The following is a 12,911-nucleotide window of genomic DNA, read 5'->3' on the forward strand; positions in this document are numbered from 1 at the left end:
GAATACCATCACGTCATCGAGGAGATCATGTTCCCCACCATCATTACCGTCCTTTGCGCCATCGCAGGATTGCTTGTCTTGCTTGCCGGAAATGCCATGAAACCGGAAAACAAGAATCGTGCCGCCACCCGCTTCACCGGAATCACCGTTTTCATCGTGTCACTGATCGTGCTGGCCATCATGTCCACCACCATCGTGCAGCCACGCACCGTCGGCGTGAAGGTCGCGCTGGGCAAGCCGACCTCCGTGGTGAGCAACGGCTTCCATCTGAAGTGGCCATGGGAAAAGGTCGAAAAGCTGGATGGGTCGGTGCAGAACGATGTCTACTCAGCCGACAGTGCCATCCCGGTCCGGCTGGGCAACAACGGCCGCGCCGATGTGGATGCGTCCATCCAGTGGCAGCTGAAGACCGATGATGCCATGGATGTTTTCCTGGATTACCGCACCTTCGAGGGCATCCAGTCCAATTTGGTCGACCGCAACTTCCGTGCCGCGCTGAACGAGGTCATGGCCACCTACGATCCGCTGGAATACGGCGAACCCGCCAGCGGCGGCCAGGATCTGGAAGGACTGGCGAAGTCGGTGCAGGAAAAGATGCAGGCCAAGGTCAAGACCCAGATCGAGATTCGCTCGGTCACCTTGCCGATCATCAATTTCGATGAGCCGACGCAGAACCGCATTAACGAGCTGCAGGCGGAAACCGCCAAGACCCGCGTGGCCCAGCAACGCAAGCAGACCAGCGAGGCCGAAGCCGAAGCCAACAAGATCCTGGAACGCTCGCTGACCCCGGAGACCTTGACGTCCAAATGCCTGGATATCGTGGCCGAGTCCGGCCAGAGCCCTATCGGCTGCTTCCCCAATTCCGGGGTCCAGCCGATCACCATGACCGGTGACAAGCAGAAGGACTCCAGCCAGTAAAGCCATTCACGTCCAAAACGCCCCAGTTCATTGAACTGGGGCGTTTGGCTTTTTGTGATGGGTGCTGCCGCTAGCCTTGCGGCATCGGCCGGTCGCCGGCGTGGCCCGGCTGCTCCGAGATGACCTGGATTTCCAGGCCCTTCGAGTCGTACAGCTTACCGTCGATCAGGCGGTCGCCGTCTTCGAGGCCGGCCAGCTGGTACTTGTAGACAGTACGCAGCGAGGTTTCCTGCTTGCCCCAGTTCAGCTCATTGAAGATGATGTTCAGCAGCACGGCCATGATGGTGGCCGAGGAGATGCTGGACTGGAAGATGGTGCTCACCCAGGCAGGGAATTCAGCGTAGAAATCAGGCTTGACCATCGGGATGCAGCCGAAGGCCAGCGAGGTCGCGATGATCAGCATGTTCATGTTGTCATCCTTGGCCTTGGCCAAGGTGCGGATGCCTGCCGCTGCCACCGAGCCGAACAGCACCACGCCGGCACCACCCAGCACCGGGGCAGGGATCGAGGCGACCACGCGGCCGAGCACCGGCAGCAGGCCAAGGACCACCAGGATGCCGCCGCCGGCGGCCACCACGAAGCGGCTCTTCACACCGGTAATCGCCACCAGGCCCACATTCTGCGCGAAGGCCGACTGGGTGAAGGTGTTGAAGACCGGGGCGACCGTGGAGGAGAGCATGTCAGCGCGCAGGCCGTTGGCGATACGCCGCGAATCCACCTTGGAACCGGTCACCTCGGCCACCGCCAGCATGTCCGCGGTGGTTTCGGTGTAGGTCACCAGGATGACGATCATCATCGAGATGATGGCACCGATTTCGAAGACCGGTGCGCCGAAGGCGAAGGGCGTGGGAACCGCGAAGATGTCGCCGGTGAGCACCTGGGAGAAATCAGCCATGCCCAGGAACACTGCCACCAGCGTGCCCAGCGCGATGGACAGCAGGATCGACAGGCGCGAAAGCGCCGGGACGCCGGACTTGGACAAGGCCAGCAGGATCAGCAGGGTGATAGCGGCCAGGGCGATATTCTCCAGCGAGCCGTAGGAGTCCCCGGCACTGGCACCGCCCATGGCCCAGTCGGCGGTGACCGGGAAGAGCGAGACGCCGATAATCGTGATCACCACGCCGGTGACCACCGGCGGGAAGAAGCGCAGCAACTTGGCGAAGAACGGGGCGATGATGATGCCGATGGCGCCAGAGGCAAGCACCGCGCCGAATACTGCCGGCATGCCTCCCCCGCCGTTGAGGATGGCGATCATGGTAGCCACGCCGGAGAAGGACGTGCCCTGGACCAGCGGCAGCTGGGCGCCGAAGAACGGCACGCCCAAGGTTTGCAGGATGGTGGCCAGGCCGCCGATGAACAGGCAGCTGGCAACGAGCACACCCATTTCGGCTGTGTCCATGCCCGCGGCGCCACCCATCACCAGCGGCGGTGCGATGATGCCGCCGTACATGGTCAGCACATGCTGGAAACCGTAGGCCACGGTTTTATGGGCAGGCAGGCGTTCGTCTTCTGGTCTGATGCTCTCAGCGGCTTGGCTGCGGGCAGCACTCATGGGGAATTTCCTCTTCGGTGGACTGCGGAATGGCGCATCCCATGCGTTCGGATGCGCCCCGCCGTCAATTCTCCCGTACCGGGGCGCCCGATGGACAACCGGCAAGGCCCGAATGGCTGCGAGGTGCCTTACGTCAAGCGCTTAGCGTTCCTCTGGTTCAGCTATCCAGCGTGCGCCCGGGCTGCTGGGTGTGCTCGACGAAGCGCACCATCATCGCCTTGAAGCCCGGCGTATTGGATTCGCGGGCCACCAGATCGCGGTGCACCAGCGCGTTGGCTTCCGGGTAGTAGGCCGCCACGCAGCCCTTGGCCGTCGGGTAGGACACCAAGCGGAAGCGGTTGGCGCGGCGCTCGGTCCCGCGGAAGACCGAGATGACATCGACCAGGTCGCGGTCCTGGAAGCCGGTCGCCGCCAGATCCTCCGGGTTGATCAGGATGACCCGGCGCCCGTCCTTGATGCCGCGGTAGCGGTCGTCCAGCCCGTAGAACGTGGTGTTGTACTGGTCATGGCTGCGCATGGTCTGCAGGATCAGGTGTCCCTCGGGTGCTTCCAAGGCCTCGAATTCCGAAACCGTGAAGCGACCCTTGCCGATATCGGTGGCGAAGGAGCGGGTGTCGCGCGGCGGGTTGGGCAGCACGAAACCGTTCTTGTCGCGCACCCGGCGGTTGAAGTCCTCGAAGCCGGGCAGCACCCGCTCGATGTGGTCGCGGATCACGTCGTAATCCTCGGCCATGGCCCGCCAGTTCACCGGGTGGTTGTCGCCCAGGATGGCCTGCGCCATGCGCGCGACGATCACGGGTTCGGCCAGCAGGTGGTCGGAGACCGGGGTGAGCCGGCCCCGGGTGGACTTGATCACCGACATGGAGTCCTCCACGGAGAGGAACTGCGCGCCTGAAGGGTGCTTGTCGTCCTTGTCGGTGCGGCCCAGGGTGGGCAGGATCAGCGAGGTCTTGCCGTGCACCACATGCGAGCGGTTGGGCTTGGTGGAGATGTGCACTGTCAGCTTGGCGCGCTGCATGCCAGCTTCGAGGGCTTCGGTATCCGAGTTGGCCAGGGCGAAGTTGCCGCCCATGGACACGAACACATCCACCTCGTCCTTTTCGAAGGCGTGCAGCGCTTCGGTGGAATCGTAGCCGTGGGCGCGCGGGGATTCGATGCCGAATTCGGCGTCCAAGGCGGTGAGCAGCTGCTCGGTGGGCTTTTCCCAGATGCCCATGGTGCGGTCGCCCTGCACATTCGAGTGGCCGCGCACCGGGCAGGCGCCGGCGCCGGGCTTGCCGAAGTTTCCCTGGAGCAGCAGCAGGTTGATGATTTCCTTCAGCGTCGGCACCGAGTGCGGCTGCTGGGTCAACCCCAGCGCCCAGCAGATGATGGTGGCCTTGGACTTGGCCAGCAGCATTGCGATCTCGGTGATCTGGGTGCGGGTCAGGCCGGTGGCCTTTTCCGTGGCGTCCCAGTCCAAGGTGGCGCGCGCGTCCTTGTAGGCCTCGAAGCCGTCGGTCACCGCGGCGATGAACTCGTGGTCCACCACCGTGCCCGGATGCTTCTTCTCTTCTTCCAGCAGCAGGTGGCCGAAGGCCTGGAACAGGGCCAGGTCGCCGCCGACCTTGATCTGCAGGAAGTCGCTGGAAATCGGGTCCGCCTTGCCCAGCATGCCGCCCACGGTCTGCGGGTCCTTGAAGCCGAAGAAGCCGGCTTCCGGCAGCGGGTTCACCGCGACCACGCGGGCGCCGCGCTTCCGCGCGTCGGCCAGCGCGGAGAGCATGCGCGGGTGGTTGGTGCCGGGGTTCTGCCCCACCACGAAGATCAGATCCGTATGCTCGAAGTCTTCCAGCGACACGGTGCCCTTGCCGATGCCGATGGTCGGGTTCAGCGCCGTTCCGGAGGACTCGTGGCACATGTTCGAGCAGTCGGGCAGGTTGTTGGTGCCCAGGCTGCGGGCCAGCAGCTGGTACATGAACGCGGTCTCGTTCGCGGTGCGCCCGGAGGTGTAGAACACGCACTTGTCCGGGGTGGTCGCATTGACGTGCGCGCCAATGGTCGAGAAGGCCTCGGCCCAGCTGATCGGCGAGTAGTGGGTGTCCCCTTCGCGGATGATCATCGGGGTGGTGATCCGGCCCTGCGAGCCCAGCCAGTATTCGGTCTTATCGCGCAAGTCCTCGATGGAGTGCTGCGCGAACCATTCCGGGGTGACGGTGCGGGCGCTGGCTTCCTCGGCGATGGCCTTGGCGCCGTTCTCGCAGAATTCGGCGGGCTTGCGCTTGCCGGTGATGGATTCAGGCCAGGCGCAGCCCGGGCAGTCGAAACCGTCGTGCTGGTTGACGCGCAGCATCGAGCGAAGGGTGCGCGACGGGCCGGCTTCGGCGAAACCGCGCTCCATGGACACCATCACGGCTTTGAGGCCGGCGGCGGCGTGCTTTGGTTCGCTGACCTTCAGCTCATCTTCATTGATGTCTTTCTTGGGTGCCGAGCGATGCATGAGACCCTCCTGGTTGGTGGCGCGCGCGGAACTGATATCCAGCTCACATATTACAAGGCTACGCTGTGATCACCCGATGCGCATGTGTATAAATGTTCACGCTGCGTCCGCGGGAGAACGCAGCGAGCGTCAGGCCTGATTCCTCGGCCAGATCCGCGGCCAGCGACGAGGGCGCGCTGACCGCCGCCAGCACCGGAATTCCGGCCATCGCGGCCTTCTGCACCAGCTCGAAGGAGGCGCGTCCGGATACCTGCAGTACGGTGTCCCCCAGCGGCAGCAACCCCTCGCGCAGGGCAGCCCCGATGACCTTGTCCACCGCATTATGACGCCCTACGTCCTCGCGCAGGATCAGCAGCTCCCCGGAGGCGGAGAACAACCCGGCCGCGTGCACTCCCCCGGTGGCGGAGAACAGCTGCTGCGATTCGCGCAGGGTGTCGGGCAGGCCCAGCAGGGTTTCCAGCTCCACCTGCCCGGCGTCCGGAGCCGGCGCGAAGGCGGCTTTCTTGCGCACCTCGTCGATGGAATTGGTCCCGCAGATCCCGCAGGCGGAACTGGTGACCACATTGCGGGCGGCCAGCAGATCGGGATGCTTTGCTCCCGGACCCAGCTGCACCTCGATGACGTTGTAGGTCTGGTTGCCCGCTTCGTCGGTGCCGGCGCAATAGCGCAGGGAGACCAGGTGCTCGGAAGCGGAAATGATGCCCTCGCCCACCAAGAAGCCGGTGACCATATCGAAGTCGTCGCCCGGCGTGCGCATGGAGGTGGTGTAGGAGGTGTGGCCGAAGCGGATCTCCAGCGGCTCCTCGCCGGCCAGCTTCTCCTCGCGGACGCGCGAACCCTCCAGCGTCGCCCTGACGATGCGGCGGCGCGCGATCTTGCGGCCCATGTGCTTCTCCTGCCTGCTGCTCTTCTCCCCTGAGTGTGGCACCCTTGGCCAGAGGAGGCAAAGCGGAAGTGCGGCGGCCGTAAGTCGCACCGGGCCCGTCGCCCCTCCTCTGGTCCCTAAACGCTTACGCAGAATCCAAGGGAACTACATCGTGGCTTTCTCTGCTTGCAACAACGCTTCAACCTGCTCGACCGAGACGGTTTGAACCATGGGGTTCAGCAACTCCATGAGCCCCAATGCCTGCTGGTGGGCAGCATGGGTAGCGCCAGCGCAAGCATCGGTGACCACTGTGACGCGCTTTCCGGCATCCACAGCCCCAAGTACGGTCGCCAAGACGCAACAGTCAGTAGCCACGCCTGCAATGACCAGGTGCTCGCTGCTCGAGGTGAGTTCGGCAAGCTGGTGACCCCATTTGGAGAAGGTCGGCAAGCTCAAGATCCCGTCATCGGGCTGAGGTTTAAGAGTGAGGTCCCATTGCGGGGAGTCAGGGCCTTGGCGGCATTGATCCCAGCGATCGTAATAGTCTTGCCACGCCCCCTGCTCTCTGGCATCCCTGACGAAGCGCGTCCAGATTGCGTCGTCGAACTTCGTGCGCAACCGCGCAACCTGCGCCGCCGCCTGGTCGTAGTTCGCAACGAACCATTGGCTTTCAGGATCCTGGAAAATTCGCTGCATGTCGATGAGCACCAGCGCTGCAGAAGCGACGGGTATCGAGAACGGTACCGCTGTCATTATTTATTCACTCTTTTCTCTAGGTCAACACGCAATTCGCTGATCCCCGGACGCTCTGTTGCACGCATCCCCGGCAGCGGGGCTAACCTACACATTGCCATGTAGGCGACCGTGGCAGCCACAATACCGGCGACGAATCCGAGATCCCCGAATAAGGCCGAGGTCGATGCGAACGGACCCACAATGAGGCTGGTGTTCCAGAATAGACTTGACACCAGGCAACCAATAATCCAGGCGAAGAAGCCCCATTCAACGCGGCGGCCGGTATTGAAAAGTTCCGCGACCGAAGAAGCGATATTCTTGCGCATGCGCAGGTAATAATCCAGCAACAGCACAGCGCTGAAGGGGACGACCAGATAGGCAAGCAAAGACAAGAAGTCATAGAATCCGCCGTACGGATTGGTCTGCATCAGCAATGTCATCCCCAGACTAGCCACAGCCACGATGATCACTCCAACGATGCGGCTAACCGGGATTTTGACGGTCAGCAGCGACAGGGATCCGCCGTAGAGATTCATGGCGCTGACTGGAATCGTGGAAAGTACCACAGTGAGCATGGCGACCGGAGCCCAAGAACCCGTTAGTTCAGCCAAGGCCGGAATGGCGTCCAGTTCTCCGGCGAAACTTGAAACCAGCACGCCGATGCTGCCCAGCCAAGCCATGGCGATGAAGCTGCCGGCAGCGGTGTATCCCACGACTTTGGCATGTGAGGTGCTGCGCGGCAGGTAGCGCGAGAAGTCAGAAGCGAATGGGGTCCAAGTCATCACATAGGCGAAGAAGAATCCTGCAAAGGTGACCCAACCACCCATGCCACCCATGTACAGCGGCGCGCTGGTATCGATCCCCACGGAAAAGTCCGCTCGGCCCAGTGACAGGACCGAGATGATGACGAAGAGGACGGTCAGCACGACCGTGGCGATCTTGTTCACCAGATGCACGAGATTATGTCCCCAGATGGCGAAGACCGATTGCACCGCGAAAATGGCCACTGCTGCTAGCGTAAAGGGGACATTGACCAGCATCTGCAAGGCAATGACGGCGAAAACGGTATTTACAGCCGTCCAACCGATGGCGGACACGATAGTAAGCAAGGTGATGGGCAGGAAGTTGCCGTAGAAACCCATCGGCCCACGCCCTTGGACCTGTTGAGGCACACCGAGCTTCGTACCGATTCCTGCCAACACGCCCATAACCACCACGCCCAGCAAGGTGCCTACTGCGACCGCGCTCAACCCTTGGGCCACGGAAAGCCCGAAGAGCGAGGAGAAGAAGCCCGAGACCATGACCGCCAGGACCATGTTGGCCGCGAACCACAGCGTGAACTGGCTGCGGGGATGCCCATGCCGTTCGGCATCCGGAATCTGCTCAGTTGCGTAGGGTTCCGCTTTGGTCAGCGACGCACCGTAAGCTGGCGTGGGATTATCCTGCTCTAACATCGTATTTCCATTTCTCGAGTGTGTTCGGCGCGACAGACCCCATGTCTGCCAAAATCGCCGCTTTCGGCGTGCATTGAGCCGGTAGTTACTGCTGGCACGGACTACGCCGAGCCTTGTGCCTATCGGGCGGATGCAGTCGTTGCTTCTCGCTGATCAGCGGTAGCCTGTGGAACGGTCACTGCCGGCAGGCGCGTGTCGCAGCGCAACTCCTTCATCAGCGACATCCCCAGCAGCGTCACAATCGCTGTGAACGGCACCGCGGAGAGGATGGCCGCCTGTTGAAGCGCTTCGAGCCCACCCACGAGCAGCAGCACGATCGCGCAGACGCCGGTGAGCAGTCCCCAGACCACCAGGACCGGGCGCTTGGGGTACATGTTTCCGCCGGAGGTCAGCGTGCCCAGCACATAGGTATTGGAATCAGCACCGGTGATGAAGAACAGCACCACGAGGATTACCGTGAAGGCCGAGGTCACTTCTGGTATCGGCAACTCGGCCAGCATGGCGAAGAAAGTGCTGTTGGTGTCCTCCAGCGTCGCCTGGCCGATGCCGGAGCTGCCGTTCATCTCCTGGTGGATCGAGGTGCCGCCGAAGATGCTGAACCACACGCTGAAGACCAGCGACGGGACACCCATGACCGCAAAAACGAACTCACGGATGGTCCGGCCCTTTGAGATGCGCGCCAGGAAGATGCCGACGAAAGCACCCCAGCTCAGCCACCAGGCCATCATGAAGTAGGTCCACCATTGCATCCACTGCAAGTCCTCCGCTCCCGAGGGCGTCAACAGCGCCACGGCCGGGAATTCGCCCAGGAACTGCCCCATGGAACGGAAATAGATGTTGGAGATGAATCCGGTGGGGCCGGATACCAGGACGAAGACGCCAATAGCGGCGGCACCGATCATCGTGCCCTGGCTGAGCCATTTGATGCCTTTGCCCACGCCGGAGAGCGCCGAGAGGGTGAAGACGATGGTCACGCCGGCGATGATCACGATCTTGACGAACAAATCCGTGGGAATCCCGATCAGGCTGTTCAGCCCCTCGGCGATCTGCGAAGCACCCAACCCCAGGGAAGTGGTCGTGCCGAAGAGCGTCGCAAGCACGGTGAACACGTCAATGATTTTCCCCAACCATCCGTCCATCGACTTTCCGAGGATAGGCCTGAGCATCACCGAGACGAGGCCCGAATTGCCCCGGCGGTGTGTCGAATAGGCAATGGCAAGGCCAAATACGCCGAACAGCGCCCAGGCATTTGGTCCCCAGTCGAAGTATGAGAATTGCAAGGCCAGAACTGCGGCATCCATGGTTTCCGGCTCGGCCCGGCCATGCGGCGGCACCATGAAGTGGCTCATCGGCTCAGCAGCCCCATAGCTGATCAGCCCGATGCCCATCACAGCACCGAGGATCATCGCGATCCATGCCCAAGTGGAGAATTCAGGCCGGTCCGCGTCCTTGCCCAGCCTGATGCCCCCGTAGCGCGAAAAGGCCAGGAACAGCATCAGCACGATGCAGCCGAGAGTCACCAGCAGGTAGCTCCAGCCAATGTACTGCGCCGACCAGCTGGACGCCCCGGACATCAGTGTATTGAGCCGCTCCGGTGCAAAAGCCGCCCACAGCACGAAGACCACGACCAGGGCCAGCGAAAGGAAGAGGACGCTGCCTGGGCGCTGGAGCTGCTTGTAGACCTGTTTCGCTTCGTTCTTGTCCGCAGCCCGGCGCAATTTGCCGCCGGTGAGCGTAGGCCCTCCGCGTGGCCCATTGCCCTGCATTTCGTTGGTTTCGGTTTTCATGGCTCTCACACTTCGTTGTCTTGGAGGATTCTGCCAGCGCCGGGCTACAGCGCGGTCAATTCGGCGCCGTCGTAGAACCGGCCGGCTTTGTAGACCATCGGCTCAAGCTGGGCGACCTCGGAATGCTTGACCTTGGCGATGAATACGGTATGGGTCTTGGCCTGGAAGCGCTCCTTGATTTCGGCTTCGATGGACGCGGCCGAACCGTCGATCAGCGGGCTGCCGTTCGGGCCTTGGTGCCATTCGAGGTTGGCGAACTTGTCATCGCCCTTGGCTGCGAACGTGCCCACGGTGTCGCGCTGTCCGTTGCTCATGATGTTGATGCCCAGATGGGTGGATTTGAACAGCGACGCATAGGTGCTGGTGGTCTTCTGCACGCAAACGAGCACCAGCGGCGGCTCCAGCGAAACGGACACGTAGGAATTCGCGGCAAGCCCGCGGGGCTTGCCCTGCTCGTCCATGGTGGTCACGACGGTCACGCCGGTAACGAACTGGCGGTTGAATCCCTTGAGTGCGTCGAGGTTCGGCACCCCGCTCAAATCATCCACGACCACGCCTTCGCCGGCAGGTTCGAATGCGGACTTGAGCGAAGGGACTCCCACATCTTCCAGCAGCTCGCTCTGGTCCCACGTCACCTGCTCGGAGATGATCTTTCCATCCTGGATCTTCATCAGGTTGGAACCACGGGTTTCCACGGTGTTGCCAGTAGCCGGCACTCCCTGCAGATCGTTGATGAAGGTCCCGGTGGTGTGCCAGAAAATCGCGATGGACTGTTCCTGCTCATCAACGAGCAGGTGGTCGATTCTTGTCACCAGATCTGGGAAAGCTTCCCGAACGGACAGGATCTCCCGCTTCAGTTCGCCAATGGTGGCGACGTTCTTGGATTTCTTGCTGATTCTCCGGAAGTCCGCGTGGAAGATCTCGTCCAGGGCTTCGACCTGCCCTCGATCCCAAGCCGCTTCCCAAGCGTTGACGAGCGATTCCTTGACGGGCTGGAGTGAATTTACAATTTGTTGCATGCAAGAAATGCTAGCAAAGGTTGTGATGGAGTCAACACATTTCAAAAGATTCTCTTTAAATTAGCGATTTTTTGCCGATTGAGTAAGTTTCTGTTGCATACAAGAGAATCTATGGATAGAGTTCTTGTATGCAAGAGAGTTCAATCGTGGAATCAAAAGCCAGAAGCACCCCGGAGGCGCCGCTGCTCGGCAGGCTCCGTCAGATGATTGTCACCGGAGTTGTCCAACCCGGGGACCTACTGGCTGAGACTGCCCTCGCGCAAGACTTCGAAGTCAGCCGCACTCCGATCAGGGAGGCTTTGAAGCAGCTGGAGCGTGAGGGCTTGGTTGAGGTGCGAGCGCGGGTCGGAACTTTCGTCAGGAAGCCTACCCAGCGCGAAATCAACGAGATGTTTTCGCTCAAGGAAGCCTTTGAGGGATTGGCCGCTGGCTTGCTGGCTAGGCGCGGGGCCGTACCTGAACTGGAGCAGCTCAAGGAAAACGTTGCACGCAGCCAGCGGGCCGTCGAACGCGGCGACGCCGAACTCTATTCGCAATTGGTCCATGAATTCCACAGCACCTTGGTAGCAGGAGCCGACAACAGGAAGTTATCCGAGCACTATGACCTGCTGATGAACCAGCTGGCCTACCATCGCATTGTTTCGCAGACCCTGAGCTTGCCTGGGCGCTTGCAGAATTCGAAAGACGAGCACCAGGCAATCATCGACGCCATCAGCTCCAAGGATCCATTGGCCGCAGAACTTGTGATGCGCAGGCATGTTGCAGCATCAAGCCAGTCGGCTGCCCTGGCCGCAATGAAAGAAGAAGACGAAGAACAACCGGGTTAGCCCCACAATAGCCTTGCAAAGGAATAACCAGATGAATTCTCCACTGGCCCAGCCGTCCCAGCTCATCGATTTGAGCAACAGATCAACGCTCGATGCCTACGAGGACTTGGCCCGGGCCATCGGCTTGCGCAAGATCTCTTGCACGGTGGAAGAACTTCCCCACCACGAACTGGGGGCCATCACCCGTGCGACGGCCACCGCTGTAATCCCCAATCCATGGCTGGGCACCGGAACGTCGCAGGACTTGTCCAAGCGGACCGAAGCCATTGCGCCATTGCTGGTCAAGCTGCTCTCGGATCGCCTGCTCCATGCCTTGGGCGGAGCCGAGAAGGTCGAAGCTTTCGGCAAGGCCGCTTTGGTGGGCAGCGATGGGGAATTGGAGCACGCCGGCGCGCTGATCCACACTCCTTTCTTCGGCAACCTGCTGCGCGAAGCTCTCGGGGGCACCTCGATCATCTGCTTTGTCGATGGCCGAGGCGTTCCCGGTGAGTCGCTGCGCGTACCGATGTGGCACAAGACCGCAGCAGCCACCCGAACCCACTACCAGACCCTGGAGCTGTCGTTGCCCGACGCCCCGCATGCCGGGGAGATCGCCGTGATCGCCGCGGCATCTACCGGCCCGCGTCCGCACGCCCGCATCGGCGACCGCACCACCGACCAAGTCATCACCTCCGAAATCCTGAAGGGAATCCAACTATGAACTACCGCAAGCTTGTCACCATCGTCGAGGAAACCGCTTCCGAAGGCGGCCGTCCAGTCGAGCCGGCGGCAAAGGTGGTCATTGTGGCCGCCGTCTTCGACAATCCCTGGGCAGGCCAGGGCTTCGTGGAAGACCTGACCGAAGGCATCGACAAGGTCGCCTCGGATCTGGGCGCCCTGCTGGCTCCCCGCGTAATCGAAGCGCTGGGCGCCCCGCTGGAGGCCTACGGCAAAGCAGCCATCGTGGGCCTGGACGGTGAAATCGAACATGGTTCGGCCCTGATCCACACCCTGAAATTCGGCAACCACTTCCGCGACGCGGCCAACGCCACCACCTTGCTGCCGGCCGTGGAAAAGCGCGGACCGGCCGGGGTGCAGTTCGACATCCCGCTCAAGCACTTCACCGACGCCACGATCCGTTCGCACCACCAGAGCATCGAGGCACGGATCGCCGATGCTCCCCATGCCGGCGAAATCCTGATTGCGCTGGCCGGTTCCACCACTGGCCGCCCGCAGCAGCGCCTGGCCCCGCTGTCCACCGAACAGTAGCAGGACGCATCAGCCGGAACGGAGCGA

11 protein-coding genes are annotated in these 12,911 nt (G+C 61.9%); 4 read left to right on the forward strand and 7 right to left on the reverse strand.

Annotated features, from left to right (window positions below; translation table 11 throughout):
- Positions 1 to 27 precede the first annotated feature (27 nt).
- The gene (locus BKX98_RS08375) at positions 28 to 918 is read left to right on the forward strand and encodes an SPFH domain-containing protein (RefSeq protein ID WP_073706866.1); all 891 of its coding nucleotides are present in this window, start codon (positions 28 to 30) and stop codon (positions 916 to 918) included.
- Between the two features lie 70 nt (positions 919 to 988).
- Here BKX98_RS08375 and BKX98_RS08380 read toward each other — a convergent pair whose 3' ends face one another.
- From BKX98_RS08380 to BKX98_RS08410, 7 genes are all read right to left on the reverse strand, one after another.
- Positions 989 to 2,470: a nucleobase:cation symporter-2 family protein gene (locus tag BKX98_RS08380; RefSeq protein WP_073706867.1), complete on the reverse strand. Its 1,482-nt coding sequence runs from the start codon at positions 2,468 to 2,470 to the stop codon at positions 989 to 991.
- A gap of 157 nt (positions 2,471 to 2,627) precedes the next feature.
- Positions 2,628 to 4,949 (reverse strand): FdhF/YdeP family oxidoreductase, encoded by a 2,322-nt coding sequence (locus tag BKX98_RS08385; RefSeq protein ID WP_073706868.1) that lies wholly within the window; start codon positions 4,947 to 4,949, stop codon positions 2,628 to 2,630.
- A gap of 58 nt (positions 4,950 to 5,007) precedes the next feature.
- Positions 5,008 to 5,835: a formate dehydrogenase accessory sulfurtransferase FdhD gene (fdhD, locus tag BKX98_RS08390; protein ID WP_073706869.1), complete on the reverse strand. Its 828-nt coding sequence runs from the start codon at positions 5,833 to 5,835 to the stop codon at positions 5,008 to 5,010.
- Between the two features lie 144 nt (positions 5,836 to 5,979).
- Positions 5,980 to 6,567 (reverse strand): cysteine hydrolase family protein, encoded by a 588-nt coding sequence (locus tag BKX98_RS08395; RefSeq protein WP_073706870.1) that lies wholly within the window; start codon positions 6,565 to 6,567, stop codon positions 5,980 to 5,982.
- Positions 6,567 to 8,003, reverse strand: coding sequence for a cytosine permease (locus tag BKX98_RS08400; protein WP_073706871.1), 1,437 nt, complete (start codon positions 8,001 to 8,003; stop codon positions 6,567 to 6,569). Before BKX98_RS08400 ends, BKX98_RS08395 begins: the two co-directional genes overlap by 1 nt.
- Positions 8,004 to 8,122: 119 nt before the next feature.
- Positions 8,123 to 9,790 carry a BCCT family transporter gene (locus BKX98_RS08405; protein WP_073706872.1) on the reverse strand — a complete coding sequence of 556 codons (1,668 nt, stop codon included), beginning with the start codon at positions 9,788 to 9,790 and terminating at the stop codon, positions 8,123 to 8,125.
- Between the two features lie 44 nt (positions 9,791 to 9,834).
- Positions 9,835 to 10,809 (reverse strand): flavin reductase, encoded by a 975-nt coding sequence (locus BKX98_RS08410; protein ID WP_073706873.1) that lies wholly within the window; start codon positions 10,807 to 10,809, stop codon positions 9,835 to 9,837.
- Positions 10,810 to 10,937: 128 nt separating this feature from the next.
- Here BKX98_RS08410 and BKX98_RS08415 point away from each other — a divergent pair, with 128 nt between their 5' ends.
- The 3 genes from BKX98_RS08415 to BKX98_RS08425 are packed head-to-tail and all read left to right on the forward strand — an operon-like array spanning position 10,938 to position 12,884.
- A complete protein-coding gene (locus tag BKX98_RS08415; protein ID WP_038993194.1) occupies positions 10,938 to 11,636 on the forward strand; it encodes a GntR family transcriptional regulator in 699 nt (232 codons plus the stop codon).
- A gap of 31 nt (positions 11,637 to 11,667) precedes the next feature.
- Entirely contained in the window at positions 11,668 to 12,336 is a 669-nt protein-coding gene (locus BKX98_RS08420) for an amino acid synthesis family protein (RefSeq protein WP_083586705.1), read from the forward strand.
- A complete protein-coding gene (locus BKX98_RS08425; RefSeq protein WP_073706874.1) occupies positions 12,333 to 12,884 on the forward strand; it encodes an amino acid synthesis family protein in 552 nt (183 codons plus the stop codon). The genes BKX98_RS08420 and BKX98_RS08425 overlap by 4 nt, the downstream gene beginning before the upstream one ends.
- Positions 12,885 to 12,911 lie beyond the last annotated feature (27 nt).

The sequence above is a fragment of the Glutamicibacter sp. 0426 genome, assembly GCF_001906485.1.
Classification (GTDB): domain Bacteria; phylum Actinomycetota; class Actinomycetes; order Actinomycetales; family Micrococcaceae; genus Glutamicibacter; species Glutamicibacter nicotianae.